This window comes from Glutamicibacter uratoxydans (genome assembly GCF_050753455.1).
Classification (GTDB): Bacteria; Actinomycetota; Actinomycetes; order Actinomycetales; family Micrococcaceae; genus Glutamicibacter; species Glutamicibacter uratoxydans_A.
In genome coordinates this window covers 223,725-238,964 of sequence record NZ_CP192736.1, presented here as the reverse complement: position 1 = coordinate 238,964, position 15,240 = coordinate 223,725, and the positions used below count along the sequence as shown (strand labels likewise).

General features: G+C 58.2%; 16 protein-coding genes and 1 riboswitch. Of the genes, 6 read left to right on the top strand and 10 right to left on the bottom strand.

The window, feature by feature from the left end; all coding sequences use genetic code 11:
• Window positions 1-822, top strand: a complete 822-nt coding sequence (locus ACQQZ8_RS01155) for an ABC transporter permease (protein ID WP_431710929.1) — start codon at window positions 1-3, stop codon at window positions 820-822.
• 33 nt (window positions 823-855) lie between these two features.
• The gene (gene acs, locus ACQQZ8_RS01150; protein ID WP_431710928.1) at window positions 856-2,820 is read left to right on the top strand and encodes an acetate--CoA ligase; all 1,965 of its coding nucleotides are present in this window, start codon (window positions 856-858) and stop codon (window positions 2,818-2,820) included.
• Between the two features lie 583 nt (window positions 2,821-3,403).
• On the opposite strand, the gene ACQQZ8_RS01145 is transcribed toward acs, so the two are convergent.
• The 3 genes from ACQQZ8_RS01145 to ACQQZ8_RS01135 form a co-directional block, all read right to left on the bottom strand.
• On the bottom strand, window positions 3,404-4,030 hold the full coding sequence (locus ACQQZ8_RS01145; protein ID WP_431710927.1) for a methylated-DNA--[protein]-cysteine S-methyltransferase: 627 nt from the start codon (window positions 4,028-4,030) through the stop codon (window positions 3,404-3,406).
• A complete protein-coding gene (locus tag ACQQZ8_RS01140; protein ID WP_431710926.1) occupies window positions 4,030-4,524 on the bottom strand; it encodes an RNA polymerase sigma factor in 495 nt (164 codons plus the stop codon). The genes ACQQZ8_RS01145 and ACQQZ8_RS01140 overlap by 1 nt, the downstream gene beginning before the upstream one ends.
• Before the next feature lie 101 nt (window positions 4,525-4,625).
• The gene (locus tag ACQQZ8_RS01135; protein WP_431712104.1) at window positions 4,626-5,111 is read right to left on the bottom strand and encodes a histidine phosphatase family protein; all 486 of its coding nucleotides are present in this window, start codon (window positions 5,109-5,111) and stop codon (window positions 4,626-4,628) included.
• Window positions 5,112-5,327: 216 nt separating this feature from the next.
• A riboswitch (SAM riboswitch) is annotated at window positions 5,328-5,422 on the top strand.
• A 125-nt stretch (window positions 5,423-5,547) separates the two neighbouring features.
• On the opposite strand from ACQQZ8_RS01135, the gene ACQQZ8_RS01130 reads away from it, so the two are divergent.
• The 3 genes from ACQQZ8_RS01130 (at window position 5,548) to ACQQZ8_RS01120 (ending at window position 8,361) form a co-directional block, all read left to right on the top strand.
• Window positions 5,548-6,915 carry an O-acetylhomoserine aminocarboxypropyltransferase/cysteine synthase family protein gene (locus ACQQZ8_RS01130; RefSeq protein ID WP_431710925.1) on the top strand — a complete coding sequence of 456 codons (1,368 nt, stop codon included), beginning with the start codon at window positions 5,548-5,550 and terminating at the stop codon, window positions 6,913-6,915.
• Complete coding sequence (locus ACQQZ8_RS01125) at window positions 6,915-7,409, top strand: CoA-binding protein (RefSeq protein ID WP_431710924.1); 495 nt, start codon at window positions 6,915-6,917, stop codon at window positions 7,407-7,409. Before ACQQZ8_RS01130 ends, ACQQZ8_RS01125 begins: the two co-directional genes overlap by 1 nt.
• Window positions 7,410-7,602: 193 nt before the next feature.
• Window positions 7,603-8,361 (top strand): polysaccharide deacetylase family protein, encoded by a 759-nt coding sequence (locus ACQQZ8_RS01120; RefSeq protein WP_431710923.1) that lies wholly within the window; start codon window positions 7,603-7,605, stop codon window positions 8,359-8,361.
• A 27-nt stretch (window positions 8,362-8,388) separates the two neighbouring features.
• Here the strand turns inward: ACQQZ8_RS01120 and ACQQZ8_RS01115 are convergent, their stop codons facing one another.
• The 7 genes from ACQQZ8_RS01115 to ACQQZ8_RS01085 form a co-directional block, all read right to left on the bottom strand.
• Complete coding sequence (locus tag ACQQZ8_RS01115; RefSeq protein ID WP_431710922.1) at window positions 8,389-8,820, bottom strand: hypothetical protein; 432 nt, start codon at window positions 8,818-8,820, stop codon at window positions 8,389-8,391.
• Between the two features lie 127 nt (window positions 8,821-8,947).
• Window positions 8,948-9,319, bottom strand: coding sequence for a hypothetical protein (locus tag ACQQZ8_RS01110; protein ID WP_431710921.1), 372 nt, complete (start codon window positions 9,317-9,319; stop codon window positions 8,948-8,950).
• A gap of 276 nt (window positions 9,320-9,595) precedes the next feature.
• Window positions 9,596-11,251, bottom strand: coding sequence for a thiamine pyrophosphate-dependent enzyme (locus tag ACQQZ8_RS01105; RefSeq protein ID WP_431710920.1), 1,656 nt, complete (start codon window positions 11,249-11,251; stop codon window positions 9,596-9,598).
• 361 nt (window positions 11,252-11,612) lie between these two features.
• On the bottom strand, window positions 11,613-12,032 hold the full coding sequence (locus tag ACQQZ8_RS01100; RefSeq protein ID WP_431710919.1) for a DUF1801 domain-containing protein: 420 nt from the start codon (window positions 12,030-12,032) through the stop codon (window positions 11,613-11,615).
• A gap of 158 nt (window positions 12,033-12,190) precedes the next feature.
• Window positions 12,191-13,480, bottom strand: a complete 1,290-nt coding sequence (locus ACQQZ8_RS01095; protein WP_431710918.1) for an adenylosuccinate synthase — start codon at window positions 13,478-13,480, stop codon at window positions 12,191-12,193.
• A 294-nt stretch (window positions 13,481-13,774) separates the two neighbouring features.
• Window positions 13,775-13,897 carry a hypothetical protein gene (locus ACQQZ8_RS01090; protein WP_431710917.1) on the bottom strand — a complete coding sequence of 41 codons (123 nt, stop codon included), beginning with the start codon at window positions 13,895-13,897 and terminating at the stop codon, window positions 13,775-13,777.
• Between the two features lie 49 nt (window positions 13,898-13,946).
• Window positions 13,947-14,567, bottom strand: a complete 621-nt coding sequence (locus ACQQZ8_RS01085; protein WP_431710916.1) for a GyrI-like domain-containing protein — start codon at window positions 14,565-14,567, stop codon at window positions 13,947-13,949.
• A 112-nt stretch (window positions 14,568-14,679) separates the two neighbouring features.
• Here ACQQZ8_RS01085 and ACQQZ8_RS01080 point away from each other — a divergent pair, with 112 nt between their 5' ends.
• Complete coding sequence (locus ACQQZ8_RS01080; RefSeq protein WP_431710915.1) at window positions 14,680-15,225, top strand: TetR/AcrR family transcriptional regulator; 546 nt, start codon at window positions 14,680-14,682, stop codon at window positions 15,223-15,225.
• The last annotated feature ends 15 nt before the right edge of the window (window positions 15,226-15,240 follow it).

Genomic DNA, 15,240 nt, shown 5'->3' with positions numbered 1-15,240 from the left:
ATGAGCACCGTCGAGACATCCAAAGCACAGCACACCGATCAGCGCGAGTCCCGCGGGCCAGTGGCCGCGTTACTGCGGCTTCCGCATTGGCTACTAGGACTGCTAGTGCCGGTTCTGGTACTCCTGTTATGGCAGGTCAGCACGGCCACCGGGCTGGTTCCGGCGTATGCTTTGCCGACCCCTGCCTCGGTCTTCTGGGCCGCGGTAGATCTGGCCGAACGTGGCGAGTTGGCTCCGCATATTGGAATCTCTGCCCAACGTGTTCTGCTCGGCTTTGCCATCGGTTCGCTGCTAGGTCTAGTGGTCGGCGCCTTGGTCGGACTGTCCAAGCTTGCCGATGCCTTGTTGAGCCTAAGCGTGGGGGCCCTGCGCGCGGTACCGTCGCTGGCCTGGGTTCCACTGCTGGTGCTCTGGATGAAGATGGGTGAAGACTCCAAGGTCACCCTGATCATTATTGGTGCTTTTTTCCCGGTGTTCACCACGGTCTCCCTAGCGTTGCGTCACGTAGACAAGCAGCTGATCGAGGCCGCACGCTCCTTCGGGTACAACGGGTTAGCGTTACTACGCACCGTCCAGTTACCCGCCGTGGTCCCTGCGATTTTCTCCGGGCTGCGGCTGGCCTTGGCCCAAGCTTGGCTTTTCCTCGTGGCGGCCGAACTTCTCGGGGCATCTATGGGGCTGGGTTTCCTGCTCACCGATTCGCAGAATAACGGCCGGATCGACCGGCTGATTCTCACCATCATCCTGTTGGCAATCTTCGGCAAGATTACCGACGCATTGCTTTCCGTGGCTGAACGCAAAGCCATCGCCCGTTGGGCCTAGTCCCACTCTTCTTCCCCTTCGAAAGGTACGTCCATGACCACCACCGAGCTGGATCACCACGCACCCGCCAGCGAGGCCGAACGCCAGGAGTTTTGGGCTCGGGCCGCAGATCTGCTGGACTGGGAAACCCGTTGGCACACGACTAGCCAGATTGTGCCAGCTGACTCGGTGGCCGAACGCGGCCCACAGATTTCTTGGTATTTGGGTGGGCGTTTGAACGCGGCGGTCAACTGCGCCGACCGTCATGTGGCAGCCGGACGCGGCGACAAGGTTGCGCTGTACTTCGAAGGTGAACCCGGTGACCGTGCGGCCATCACCTACGCCGAGTTGACCGCACGAATCTCTCAAGCGGCCAATGCCTTGACAACCTTGGGCATTGGCAAAGGCGACCGGGTGGTGATCTACCTTCCGGTGTTGGTAGAAACTATTGTCATCACTCTGGCCTGCGCTCGCATCGGTGCGGTACATTCCCTAGTGTTTGGCGGGTTCTCCGCCGAAGCATTGAAGTTCCGCGTTGAGGACACCGGCGCCAAGCTGCTAGTCACCACCGATGGGCAATTCCGCCGTGGGACCGCAGTACCGGTGAAGGACAATGCCGATCAGGCGGTGGCCGGGGACAACAATATCGAGCATGTGCTGGTTATCAAGCGGACCGGCAACGAAATCTCTTGGACCGAGAGCCGTGACCTGTGGTGGCATGAGGTCGTGGAAACCCAGCCGCGAGAACATCAGGCCGAGGCCTTTGATGCGGAAACCCCGTTGTTCATCATGTACACCTCCGGAACCACGGGTAAGCCCAAGGGGTTGGTGCATACCACCGGCGGGTACCTGACGCAGGCCGCTTACAGCCATAATCTGCTCTTTGCTCACCCGGAAGAGTCCGAACGTGCGCAGGACGTCCACTGGTGCACGGCGGATTTGGCCTGGGTGACCGCGCATACTTACGAAATTTATGGGCCGCTGTCCAACGGGGTCACCCAAGTGATTTACGAAGGTGTGCCCAATGCTCCGCATCCGGGACGCCACTTTGAAATTATTGAACGCTACCAGGTCACCAGTTATTACACGGCCCCAACCTTGGTGCGCTCGCTGATGGGTTGGTTCCCCGACGGCATCCCGGGGAACTACGATCTTTCCTCGGTGCGCGTGGCAGGTACCGTAGGTGAAGCGGTGAACCCCGAGGCCTGGCGTTGGCTCCGCGCGCAGGTGGGTCGCGATACTCCTTCAGGCATCCCGATGGTAGATACCTGGTGGCAGTCTGAGTCCGGGGCAACTATTCTTTCCCCTCGCCCCAGTGACACGACGTTTAAGCCTGGCTGCGCGTCCCGCGCTACCCCCGGTGTGTCAGTGGATATCGTCGATGCCAGCGGAACCCGCGTGGCGCCGAATGAGCAGGGCAATATCGTGATCACCCAGACCGGACCGGCCATGGCTCGCACCGTCTGGGGCGATCCACACCGCTATTACACCAGCTACTGGCAGCAATATGTGCAGCAGGGCTGGTTCTTGGCTGGCGATGGGGCACGTTTCGATGAGGACGGCGACATTTGGATCCTGGGTCGCACCGATGATGTCATCAACATTTCCGGGCACCGCCTCTCCACCATTGAGATCGAATCCGCGCTGGTCACCCACCCCGGTGTCGTGGAAGCCGGGGTCTGCCCGACACCGGATACCAAGACCGGTCACGCCGCCACCGCATTTGTGGTGCCTTTGGACCAATCATTAGTGGCCGAGAATCCGGATGCAGCGACCCGTGCACGGCAAGAGGAATTCACTGCGACGCTTCGAGCAACGGTGACCGAACAGATCGGGCCGATCGCTAAGCCGCGCGATATCGTCTTCGTCCCGGATGTTCCCAAGACCCGTTCGGGCAAGATTATGCGCCGGTTGCTGACTCAACTGTTTGAAGGTACCACCCTCGGGGATACCACCAGCCTTCAAAACGAGCCGTGCATCCCGGAACTGGATGCGATCTGTACGGCTCGACGCGCATAGGCGAGATTGTGGGCTATGATCGGGCTCGCTCCACCAGCGTGTAGAGCGATACCCAACCATTGGCTTAGCTGAACTTTCCCAGCTACGCCCGTAGCAGTTGCGCCATGACGATTCGACGTCGGGATGGACAGCACTCAGCCACGTCCTGCCAGCTGGATACGGGAAATTTGATTGGTCATATAAGCCAACCCTTCAAGCATCAGTAACCCACTGGTAATATCCCGAACCGGAGAATTGCTTGAGCAGGACCAGCCATCTATCAACAACCCGTCCATGTTTCACTCGGCGGTAGAACGCGGAACGTTCATCTGAAAAACTGAGATTCTTCCGTACCAGCACTACCGGCGCCAAGCGTGGGCCGTACTTCACTGAACTACTGGGTCAGCACTTGGAAACAACCGTTTTCGTTTTCACGTTCGGTCAACTTCAGTCCTGCTATTCGGCGGCAATGTTCTGAGAAGAATTTAATATCTTCATGACATGGACACTTCCGGAATTTGATGCACAAAATCCCGCAGTTCAATCTATGACGGTTGTTTCACGTGCAAACTTCGTTGTGCGACATTTCGTCAACCATAATGTCCTAGGACTCTCCAACTTCTCGCGGGTTGCGCGACTGTTGGGATTCCAAATCCAGCAGGACACGTTTGGCCGCTAGGCCGCCCAGATATCCGCCCAAGGTTCCATCGCTGCGAAGCACCCGGTGACAGGGCAACACGATCGGCAGTGGGTTGGTGGCGCAGGCAGTCCCCACCGCCCGCACCGCGTTCGGTTTCCCAATACGTTGGGCGACTTCCGCATAGCTACGTGTCTGCCCATAGTCAATAGCGCCGAGCTCCAATTGCACCGTACGGCGGAAATCAGTCGACAGACGTAAATCCAGTGGCAACTCAAAGTACTTTCGAATTCCGCTGAAATATTCATCGAGCTGTTTCGCGGCAGCATCGAATTTCGCCTCGTTGCGCAGCATCCGGGAGCCGACCTTGTCGCTGAGGTATTGCAAGACAGCTTCGTGGTTCTCACTGTCAAAGGCCAATCGCACCATGCCTTGCTCGGTCGCGGCTAATAGCAGCTTACCCAGCGGTGAATCGACCACCCGATAGCTGAGATCTGTCAGTCCCTCCAGTTCTGCGGCCGCCCCCAACCGGTCATGCAATTGCTCAAGCACACGTGTCTCGGCTTCAGTGGCGGCAAAGGGTTGCTCGTTCATCAGTTATCTCCCAAAAAGTTCTCGTCGCCCAATATCCTTCGCAAGTTTGCAATGCCATCCGCGGATGCCCGGCGTGCTGCTTGCGAAGTCCCCCCGAGAATCTGAGCGATCTGGCGATAGTCCAAGTCACCCAAATACCGGTATGCAACTACTAGGCGTTGTTTTTCCGGTAGGAGTGAGACGAGATGCCACAATTCCCGGTTTTGTGCCTGCTCTGCTGGGCCGGGATCCGGTGATGACTGTAGCGTTCCGGGTTCTTCATGCAGCTGCTCACGCGGACGCCGCCGCAACTCATCGATCGCCTTGTTATGGGCGATACGTACCAACCAGGCTTGGACGTTAGCTTCGGCATCCAACTCCGGGTAGGCGCGCAAGGCCGCCAAGAATGTCTCGGACCAGGCATCTTGGGCTCGATGCTCATCTGACAAGGCTCGACAGACACGCAATATGCTCACCCCGTGCTGTTGCACGATGTATTCAAAGGGCTGCTTCATATGGCTCCCGGGGCTCAGGTGTCTTTCCTAGTAAACGGTGCAGCAGCGCAAAGTGTGAGCCGTGAAGAAGAAAAACTTTCCGCATCCATCAACTGCGCGCATTAGACTACCGGGATGCTGCCATTGAGCAATTGACGATGTAGCTGAGCCAACTGCTGCACGTCGACGGGCAACACCTCACCGTTCTCCACTCCCCGCTCCAGCCGGAATCCAGCCAGGGTGTCACGCACAATGCGCATGGTGGCCCCGTGGCTCACGCAGAGGATGCGTCGTCCCGGAAAGGTCTGCACAATGCCGTTCAGGCCCTGGATTGCGCGCTGCAACACGTGTTGGCGAGGTTCGGCCGCTTCGAGCAACTGTTGGACCAAATCATCGTCTAGTTCCGAACGACACTGACCTTCTAGCGCCCCGAAACCGCGTTCCACGATCTGCTCCACGGCGGGGCCGGTGGCAGCTCCCAGCTCGGTGGCAATAATCTCGGCGGTCTGCTGAGCCCGACCCAGTGGGGAACCTAGCACCAAGTCCCATCCCTGCCCAGCCAATTCTTTGCCTACAGTTCTGGCCTGTTCTCGTCCGGTGTCGTTCAGGGGGATGTCAGTTTACCCCTGCAACCGACCCACCAAATTCCAATCGGTCTGCCCGTGACGTACCAAAGCCAAAACGCTGTCCATATCCACGAGTCTAGCCAGACTCACCGAGCGCCAACGCCAGCTGTGATCGATACAATCAAGAATGTGTGGCACGCGACGCAATCTTTCGACGCACAACTTGGGTCACATTCCTCCATATTGAGACACTGGGAGTAACCATCCCGAGCGGCCGAGAGATCTGGTTCGATGACGCCGCAGCAACCTGCCACAACCGGTGGATATGGTGCTACCGCCAGGAACGATGGAGCTGCCTTCGGCCAATCAGGCGTATTCAGCGAAGTCAGTCACTATCCCGGGATACAGCCTTGAGTGCTCGCCGGATCTTTGGGTCACGGTGAGCCGAAAGACGAGCCGAGAAGGAGTCGTACGCCCCATGGCCGACCACAAGTTTGGATTCCGCACCCGTGCCCTGCACGCCGGCGGCACCCCCGATGCCGAGCATGGCGCCCGTGCCGTGCCGATCTACCAGAGCACATCCTTCGTGTTCAAGGATGCCGATGATGCAGCGAATCTCTTCGCCCTGCAGAAGTACGGAAATATCTACTCGCGTATCGGCAACCCGACCGTGGCAGCCTTCGAAGAGCGGATGGCCTCGCTGGAAGGTGGCATCGGTGCTGTAGCCACCGCGTCGGGAATGGCCGCCGAATTCGTCACCTTCGCCGCGTTGGCTCAGGCCGGTGACCATATTGTGGCCTCAGCTAAACTATACGGTGGAACCATTACCCAGCTGGATGTCTCGCTGCGTCGTTTCGGTATCGAAACCACCTTTGTCGATTCCACCGAGGCCGCCGATTTTGAAGCCGCTATCCAGGAAAACACGAAGGCGGTGTACACCGAGGTGGTGGCTAACCCTTCGGGCGATATCGCCGACTTGAAGGGGCTGGCCGAGATGGCACACCGCCACGGGCTACCGCTAGTGGTGGATGCAACCCTGACCCCGCCGTACCTTTTGCGCCCGATCGAGCACGGCGCGGACATCGTGATCCATTCGGCCACCAAGTTCATTGGCGGGCACGGAACCACCCTCGGTGGCGTGGTCATCGAGTCGGGCAAATTTAACTGGGGCAACGGCAAGTTCCCGACGATGACCGACCCGGTGCCTAGCTACGGCAACGTGTCGTGGTGGGATAACTTTGGGGAGTACGGGTTCCTGACCAAACTGCGTAGCGAACAGCTGCGCGACTTCGGCCCCTCACTGCCAGCCCAGTCCGCTTTCCAGTTGTTGCAGGGCGTGGAAACGCTCGCTCAGCGCATGGACAATCACGTGGCAAACGCCAAGATCGTGGCCGAATGGCTGGAAAACGATCCACGGGTGAGTTACGTGAACTTCGCTGGGCTGCCAAGCCACCCACAGCATGAACGAGCCAAGGAACTGCTACCACTAGGCGTCGGCTCGGTGTTCAGCTTCGGTGTCAAGGGCGGGCGAGTTGCCGGCGCGAAGTTCATCGAGGCGCTGCAGTTAGCCAGCCACTTGGCCAATATTGGGGACGCACGCACCTTGGTACTTCATCCTGCCTCCACCACTCACCAGCAGCTCACCGCCGAACAGTTGGTCGCCGGTGGCGTACCAGAGGACTTGATCCGGCTGTCAGTGGGTCTGGAAGATGTTGAAGATATTCTCTGGGACCTAGATCAGGCATTGGAAGCCTCGCAGCTGGCCCTGGCCGGTTCCGCGGAAGCGGTCGAAGTCTATGACGGTGCCGCCTGCGCCGTACCTACCGGTGGAAAGGGAGCGAACTAATGAGCACCGCAACACGTACTTGGGAAGGTCCCGGCGCCGCGGAACGACTAAACATTCTGCGCAACACCAAGAGCATTGCGATCGTTGGTGCCTCGAATAAACCTTCGCGCGCCAGCTATTTCGTCGCCACCTATCTACTGTCCTCCTCGAACTACAAGGTGTACTTCATCAACCCGGTAGTGGATGAGATTCTGGGTCAGCCGGTATACAAGTCGCTGGCCGATCTGCCCGAAACTCCCGATTTGGTCGAGGTTTTCCGCAAGCATGATGACCTGCCCGGGGTGCTGGATGAGGCATTGGCCGTGGGCGCAAAAACCCTCTGGCTGCAGCTGGGATCCTGGCATGAGGAAGTGGCTGAACGTGCCGAAGCCGCAGGCCTGAACGTGGTGATGGACCGCTGCGTGAAGATCGAACATGCCCGCTTCCACGGCGGACTGCGATTGGCCGGTTTCAATACCGGGGTGATTTCTTCCAAGCGTCAACTGCTGGCCTAAACAAGGCCGCGACGCAAGGGTAAACCGGTGGGGTCTGACGCATATTGACGTCAGAACCCACCGGTAATTTTTCTCCGGCTCCGTTCCACCCGCGTACCGCGTAGCCCCGCAAGGACCCCACAATTCCCTGAGAATTTGCTTCACCCAGCGTGGCGTGCTTCCGCTAGGCAGTCCACGAGGTGACAGTGAGAGTATGTCCCGAGCACTGTCCCGTACCCTCGCGTTGGCTGCTACCACGGCCACAATTCTTGCCCTAGTCGTCGGCTGCTCGTCGCAGCCCGAGACGCAAATGTCCATCGAGCCGGTCACCGACAAAAGTACGGATTGCCAACAGGTAGCGTGCGTGGCACTCACCTTCGACGATGGACCCAGCCAGTACACCGATGAAGTTCTGGATAAATTAGCCCAAGCACAGGCGCCTGGTACCTTCTTCGTCCTCGGAAAGAACGTTTCGAAGTACCCGGAAACGCTACAACGGATGGTTTCGGAGGGGCACCAAATCGGTAGCCATGGCTTCGCGCATAAGGACATCACTACGCTCACCCGAGAAGAGATTGAGCACGAGGTTCAGTGGAGTGCCGAGGCGATCCAGGAGGCGGCGGGGGTGAACCCAACCGTGTTCCGTCCGCCCTACGGCGCCCACGGCGCCGTATACAACCGGTTGATTCCCACTCCGCTGTTGCTCTGGGATGTGGACACCCTAGATTGGTCGCACCATGACCCAGCACAAACTGTCGAGATCGCCCTCGACGAGGTGCAGACGGGGTCGGTGATCCTGCTGCACGATATTCATGAGAGCTCCGTGGCCGCGGTTCCCGAACTAATCCAGAAATTGCGCGATCAGGGCTACGTGCTCGTAACCGTCGATGAGCTGTTCGCGCACACGGACTTCACCGCCGGAGCGGTATACACCAAGTTGGATACCTCGGCCGGAGCTAACCGCACCCCCTAGGTCAAGCGATGACCGATCCACCACGTTTCAGGGGGCGAGTTGCGCGTAGCTTTTCAGCTGGCTAAGCATCGGGGCATCCACGGCACGCACTTGCGCGGCCAGCTGTTCACAATCGGAGACCGAGAGATCCGGATCAATGATCGTTACCTGCAAGATCACCTGCGTGTCGGCGCCCTTGGGGCTGAGGTCGAAGCGATAAGACAAACTGTCGGAGTCGTCCGCGGTATGTAACACCAGAGCGGTGTGCTCGACCAGCTGGTGAATTATAAATTGTCGGGTGAATTTCGCGCTCTGGTAATCCAACACGGTGCCGACCCGCGGCGGATCCTCGGTGGCCTCCATGTAGGTCACCTGCGGCATCCACAAATTGGCCGAGCCCCAATCGGTCAGCAGCTCCCACACCCGGACAACCGGCAAATGAATGATCTCCACATTTTCGAATACGGTGAACTGGCTCATATGCGCATAGTGCCAGTTGTGCATCCATTTGGGAATAGCTCGCTATGCATTCAAGGGCTGTGGCGGGGTGAAGAAGCTAAAGGCCCCGGAAGCTAGTCCGGGGCCAAGATGCAAGGCGGTAACTGGCTTACCAGTCTTCGTCCTCGTCGTCTGCTTCAGAGATTCCTAGTTCGGGCTCCTGCTCGGCATCGAAGCTATTCCAAGCCTCGGTAAAGTCCGCAATCGCATCCAGCTCATCAAGCTGGTCCGAGTCGAGAAGCTCTTGGGCCTCAGGCATATTCAAAATAGAGGTCACCGCGTGAAAAGGATGACGCTCAAAATAGTCCAATGGGGTGATATCCGGGTTAAAGGTCAGGTTCTCAGTTTCGGCGAATAACTCAATGTACTTATCCACCGCACCCTCAAGTCGGGTCAGGTTAATGCCGGTGAGCGACTCGTTATAGATTTCCGCAGTGACATCCGCCCACTGCTCAATGAGCTCTGCGCCCATCTGTGCCATGACTACTCCGCTTCGGTTTGAGTGATGATTTGTAGCAATTCATCTTATGCCGGTTAGCGGCCGCTGTCATGCCAGTTTTGCGTGAGAATCCCCCACCGTTCGCTTACCCACACCCGGCGCGGGTAAACGCGCATTTCACCACGGTATGCTATGAAAACTGCGCCGACGGACCAGTTCTTGTTCCGAAGAAATCAGGCGTTAAAAAGCCCCGGTGTTCCCCGAAATTTCAGGGGACACCGAGGCCGCACCGACAGGTGCAAGTATTATCTTTGAGCTCTAGTAGGCCTTCACGCCTTGCTCCACGACCAGATGAATCAGCGCAAAGGTTCCCTGTTCATCAATGGCTGCCAGCGCCGCATCGATCGCGGCCGGCACCTCGGCGTCATTCTCCACCCGGACACCAAAGCCTCCGAATGATTCGGCCATCTGCGCGAAGTCCGGATTCTTTAGCTGGGTTCCCGAGACACGACCCGGGTAATCACGTTCCTGGTGGGTGCGGATGGTGCCGTACTGTTGGTTGTCCATCACGACCACCAATGGCGTTGCACCGTACTGTGCAGCGGTGGCCAGCTCCTGACCGTTCATCAAGAACTCACCATCACCGGCAATGGTCACGACGCGGCGTCCTGGGTAGGACAGCGAGGCGGCCACAGCGGATGGGATGGAGTAACCCATGGATCCGTTGCGCGCCGAAATCATCGAGGCGTAACCGTTGGTTGGGAAGTAACGGTGCGCCCAGTTCGTATGCTCACCGGCACCGAAGGTGACCATGGCATCGCGTGGCAGGGTTGGCACAAGGTTAGCCATCAAGGTGGCCATCTTGGCTTGCCCGTCGCCCGGAGTGGCTTCTGGCAGCGAAGCGAACTTCTCTTGTTCACCACGCATCCGCGTGGTCCATTCCTTCCAGGACTCCTTCACCGGCAGATCCATTAGCACCAGGTCGCGGATGAACACATCGGGCTTGGCCACGATCTGGTGAGAGACCGGACCGGAACGACCGCGCAGCGAGGGATCGATGGTGACGAGGAAGTTTTTCTTTTCCCAGTTCTGCCGGGTGGTGAAGCCGTTGGTGATCACGTCCCCGGGAACGGTGCCGACGAAGACCAATAGGTCGGTTTCTTCGAGCAGGTCATAGGTTGGGCGCGGGCGGCCGTAACCGATCGGACCCACATAGGACGGCGAATCGAAGGGAACGGTACCTTCACAGCGCCATTCGGCCGCGGCAGGCAGGTCGTGCTCTTCTAGCCACCGGGTAAATGCCTCAGCACCCTCATGAGACCAGTCATTTCCTCCAAAAACGAACAGTGGCTTGTCTGATTCCTGCAATGCAGACTTCAGCGCCTTCCAGTCGGTGACGGTCATACCACCGGTAGCTACCGGGATTTCTGGATGAATCTCCGCAGCGATGGGTTGAGTAATGATGTCTTCGGGAAGTCCCACGACCACTGGGCCGGGACGGCCGGAGACGGCAGCGAACATCGCTTCGGCGACAACTTCACTGGCGCGCTCGGGGTGATCCAGCACCATCACGCGCTTGGCGCTGGTGCCAAACCATGCCTTGGGGTCGAATTCTTGGAAGGCTTCCTTTTCGCGGTGCTCGAAAGGAATCAAGCCAACGAACAACACCATCGGCGTGGAGTCCTGCCATGCGGTGTGTAGTCCGACCAAGGCATTTGCGGCGCCCGGTCCACGGGTTACCATCGCAATGCCCGGACGCTGATGCAGCTTACCGTCGGCTTCGGCCATGTAGGCGGCGCCGCCTTCATGACGGGTCACCACGGTTTCGATGGAGGATTTGTGTAACCCGTCCAATACGTCCAAGTAGCTTTCTCCGGGAACTACGTAAACGCGTTCCACGCCGTGGGCTTCCAAGGTGTCAACAATGACATGTCCCGCAGACTTCGTTGTCGCGCGGTGACTGTTTTCGCTCATGTTTTCAGGCAACTTTCCGTGTCATTACTTCTCTCGGTATAACGTCTCGAGAGGATGCATTGTCGAAAACACTACAACGCTAAAGACAAAACACGCATTTTGAAGCTGAAATACTACGCGATTATGTCAGAATGACTTCTACATCTAGTAGAGCTGATCAGATTGTCCATGAATCACGCATTCACTAAGCAATTGTGACATGCGTTACATCCTGAAGGTGGGGATGTTGATGAACAACCCGCCCCCGGCCTACTAGGGTGAATGCGCGTAGTTGACGTTTGTGGATCAGCCCACGGCCTAGCCTCCGGCCACCGCAGGAAGGCGCCGAGGCGTGGTTCTTTGCCTTCAGCGACAAGGTCAGTTAGTTATTTGCCAGCGTGTCCGCGAGGCAACGCTCCAAGAGCTCTCGCAAGACTTCTTTGTCCACTGAACTGAGCCGAGTCAGGTACAGGCAGGCTTTACTGGCGCGATGTTTTCCTAAACGTTCCAGGAGCTCGGGCCATAGTTCACTGAATCCGGTAGTGAGGTAAATGGTGTGTTGCGAAGCTCCCGGGGCGAAGGCTAAGAGTGGAGCACGACCCGAATGCCCACTGGCGTAGCGGTACTCGTACTCGCCGAATTCGAGGATTCGTCCGGCCCACACCACCGGTTCGCATCCGCTGACTTCACGGTGCAATTCCAGCAATTCGTCCACCTCGGCACGCCGGGGACCTGCCGCCCGGTCAAGCACCGGAGCAATCGGCTGATCCGAGGGTGACATAGCCGGTTCCTTGGCTGCCATGGGCTCTCCTTAGGCGTGTACTGTCGATGCCCCTAGTCACCCCGAGCCTATAGCTTCGAGGCTTCGCTACGCTACCGAAAAAGCCCAAGGGCCCCGTTTCTGTTCCATGAACCGAAGTCCACAGAACGGAAATGGAGCCCTTGGGCGAAGGTCTAAACCTAGTCGCTTAGCAGATCGTGACGCACTATCGTCTGATCGCGGTCCGGGCCCACACCAATGGCGGAAATCCGGGTGCCACTCATTGCTTCCAGCGCCAGAACGTAGTTGCGGGCATTCTCCGGCAGGTCCTCCAAGGTCCGCGCACCAGTGATGTCCTCGGTCCAGCCGTCGAAGTACTCGAAGATCGGCTTGGCGTGGTGGAACTCGGTCTGTGTCATGGGCATCTCATCGTGACGTACGCCGTCCACGTCATAAGCCACGCACACCGGGATCTTTTCGATGTTGGTTAGCACATCAAGTTTTGTCACGAAGTAATCGGTGAAACCGTTTACGCGCGAGGCGTGACGCGCCAAGACTGCGTCATACCAGCCACAACGGCGGGGGCGCCCGGTATTCACACCGAACTCGCCACCGGTCTTCTGCAGGTATTCGCCCATCTCGTCAAAGAGCTCGGTAGGGAACGGTCCGGCACCAACACGCGTGGTGTAGGCCTTGATGATGCCGATGGAGCGGTTGATCCGGGTCGGGCCAATGCCCGATCCGACCGAGGCGCCGCCAGCGGTCGGGTTTGAGGAGGTCACGAACGGGTAGGTGCCATGGTCTACGTCCAGGAAGGTGGCCTGTCCGCCTTCCATCAGCACGACCTTGCCCTCGTCAAGAGCCTTGTTCAGTTCGAAGGTCGCATCGATCACCAGCGGGCGCAGTCGGTCAGCAAAGGAGAGGAAGTACTCCACGATCTCATCGACAGTGACCGCGCGGCGATTGTAGACCTTGACCAGCAGTTCGTTCTTCTGGCGCAGCGCACCTTCGACCTTCTGACGCAGGATCGACTCATCAAAGACATCCTGCACGCGAATGCCCAAGCGTCCGATCTTGTCCATGTAGGTTGGACCGATGCCACGACCAGTGGTCCCAATGGCGCGCTTACCGAGGAAGCGCTCGGTGACCTTGTCCATGGTCTGGTGGTACGGGGCAACCAGGTGGGCGTTGGCCGAGACCCGCAGTTTCGAAGTGTCTGCACCGCGAGCTTCAAGCCCGTCGATCTCCTCGAAAAGTGCTTCGAGGTTCACCACGCAGCCGTTGCCAATGATCGGGGTGGCGTTCGGGGACAGAATACCGGCTGGCAGCAGCTTGAGTTCATACTTCTCACCACCCACGACCACGGTATGCCCGGCGTTATTTCCACCGTTCGGCTTGACTACGTAGTCGACCTTGCCACCGAGTAGGTCGGTAGCCTTTCCCTTGCCTTCGTCGCCCCACTGGGCGCCGACGATCACGATTGCTGGCATGGGATCCTCCCCCTTGCATAAAGCAGCTGTACCGGCGTGCTTTGCGCCGGCCCGGCACGGTACCGGGCAAAAAATATGCCCCTGTCCTGCTCGCTTGGCCTAAGTGGCCGGACGCAAGAGTTAGGGGCTCTTACGACCAAAGTTTAGCGAAGCGAGAGGTTAATCTCGAGCTCCGCCTCACAAAGCCGACGCCCATGTTACAGCTCTCCATCCAGACACAGGCTTCGGGCGGAGGGCCGAAACATGTTATCCGTGGGGAGGTTTGCCCAGATCCGACAGGGCCAGAGTCTCGACTCACCGAGTGCTCAGTACATCACCGAAGGCCGCGAGGAAGGCAACGACGGTTATGCCCCAATGAATACCAGCGACGAAAGCGGGCCGACCATGCACTTCGAAATCTTCGTCCGCGAGCTGCACGCAGCCAGTGTGTGTGTAAAGAAATCTACAGACCCTCCTTATCCGGCACCTAACGGGTTTGTACCGGCTGCCGCAAGATCGTGCGAAGTTTGTCGCGGTCGGTGCGCCGGAAATCATTGAGATAGATCTCGTGGTGTTTGCCGGCCAATTTCAAACCGGCGTCGGCGATTGCCTCGGTATGCATTTTCTCGATCACCGGACCCTCATCATCAAAGGAGCCCACATGAAGAGTTTGTACGCACAGACCTTCAGCAAGCAGCTGCACCCGAATATCATCCAACCGTTCTACAGGATTCTTTACCCGAAGCTGTTCCCGTACCCGCTCCACATGCTCGGTGCCCAGCCACGCGGGCAGCATCAGCATTAACGTCCATTTCCATGTGGCTTTGTCCCGCCGGGAGCTAAAGCTGCGCAGATCATCGGCCCACCAGAGCCCTTCCAATGGCGGAACCACATAGTCGCGACCCAGCTCGATCTTGCTCAGAAATTTAAGTTTGTAGGCTACGGGGTACAAGGCTTCGATACTGGCGGAGAATTCCGTCGAAGCGTTGGGGTCCCCTTGGCCGTCGATCATCAGGTATTGCAGAGCTGGCAGGTGTAGGACCTCGAATTCCCCACGCTTGGCACGGTAGCTAGCCAGTTCCTTCTTAAAATCCAGCTTGCTGCTCATGATCCCCTACCTACCTCAGACAACGTCGACTGGTTCTCAGGGTACTTCGCAGCATACTGCTGCGTCAGCTCAGCTCGCTCAATGACCAGTGCGTACGCATAGACTGTTGACCATGGCTCTGACACAATCGGCGGTAGTCCAAGCCGCGGTAGACATTCTTCAGCAATTTGGCTTAGCTGATTTGTCGATGCGTCGGTTGGCTCGTGAACTGGATGTTCAGGTGGGCGCCTTGTACTGGCATGTGAAGAATAAACAAGAGCTCCTAGCACAGGTCGCCGCACAATTGCTCAATAGCCCCCAGCTCGATCTTGACCCTGATGACTTTCCTGAACCGCGGCAGGCGCTGCTCCAACTTTGCCGCCGGCTCTACCTGACGCTACTTCCGATTCAGGATAGCGCGGAGGTTCTGGAGGTGGCCAGCGTGTTGGGAACCAGTGAGCTGCGTCCGCTGAACCGGATGGAAGAGATACTGCAGCGCGGCGAGCTCGCTGCGCAGGAAGCCGCCTTTGGCCGACAACTGTTGTTGAACCATATTCTGGGTTCCGTGGCGCACCGACAGAATCTGATTCAACTGGAAGTGGCTGGCGAGGATCAGCCCGACGGATTCGACTGGGCCCTCGAACGCGCCCTCACTGGCTTATTGCCTGGCTCAAACTAGATCAAAGGAACCTGT

Coding starts and splice junctions, on each gene's coding strand:
- ACQQZ8_RS01095 (WP_431710918.1), bottom strand. CDS start 13,480: ATGCCAGCAATCGTGATCGTCGGCGCCCAGTGGGGCGACGAAGGCAAG.
- ACQQZ8_RS01105 (WP_431710920.1), bottom strand. CDS start 11,251: ATGAGCGAAAACAGTCACCGCGCGACAACGAAGTCTGCGGGACATGTC.
- ACQQZ8_RS01080 (WP_431710915.1), top strand. CDS start 14,680: ATGGCTCTGACACAATCGGCGGTAGTCCAAGCCGCGGTAGACATTCTT.
- ACQQZ8_RS01120 (WP_431710923.1), top strand. CDS start 7,603: ATGTCCCGAGCACTGTCCCGTACCCTCGCGTTGGCTGCTACCACGGCC.
- acs (WP_431710928.1), top strand. CDS start 856: ATGACCACCACCGAGCTGGATCACCACGCACCCGCCAGCGAGGCCGAA.
- ACQQZ8_RS01110 (WP_431710921.1), bottom strand. CDS start 9,319: ATGGCACAGATGGGCGCAGAGCTCATTGAGCAGTGGGCGGATGTCACT.
- ACQQZ8_RS01145 (WP_431710927.1), bottom strand. CDS start 4,030: ATGAACGAGCAACCCTTTGCCGCCACTGAAGCCGAGACACGTGTGCTT.
- ACQQZ8_RS01155 (WP_431710929.1), top strand. CDS start 1: ATGAGCACCGTCGAGACATCCAAAGCACAGCACACCGATCAGCGCGAG.
- ACQQZ8_RS01085 (WP_431710916.1), bottom strand. CDS start 14,567: ATGAGCAGCAAGCTGGATTTTAAGAAGGAACTGGCTAGCTACCGTGCC.
- ACQQZ8_RS01100 (WP_431710919.1), bottom strand. CDS start 12,032: ATGGCAGCCAAGGAACCGGCTATGTCACCCTCGGATCAGCCGATTGCT.
- ACQQZ8_RS01125 (WP_431710924.1), top strand. CDS start 6,915: ATGAGCACCGCAACACGTACTTGGGAAGGTCCCGGCGCCGCGGAACGA.
- ACQQZ8_RS01130 (WP_431710925.1), top strand. CDS start 5,548: ATGGCCGACCACAAGTTTGGATTCCGCACCCGTGCCCTGCACGCCGGC.
- ACQQZ8_RS01115 (WP_431710922.1), bottom strand. CDS start 8,820: ATGAGCCAGTTCACCGTATTCGAAAATGTGGAGATCATTCATTTGCCG.
- ACQQZ8_RS01140 (WP_431710926.1), bottom strand. CDS start 4,524: ATGAAGCAGCCCTTTGAATACATCGTGCAACAGCACGGGGTGAGCATA.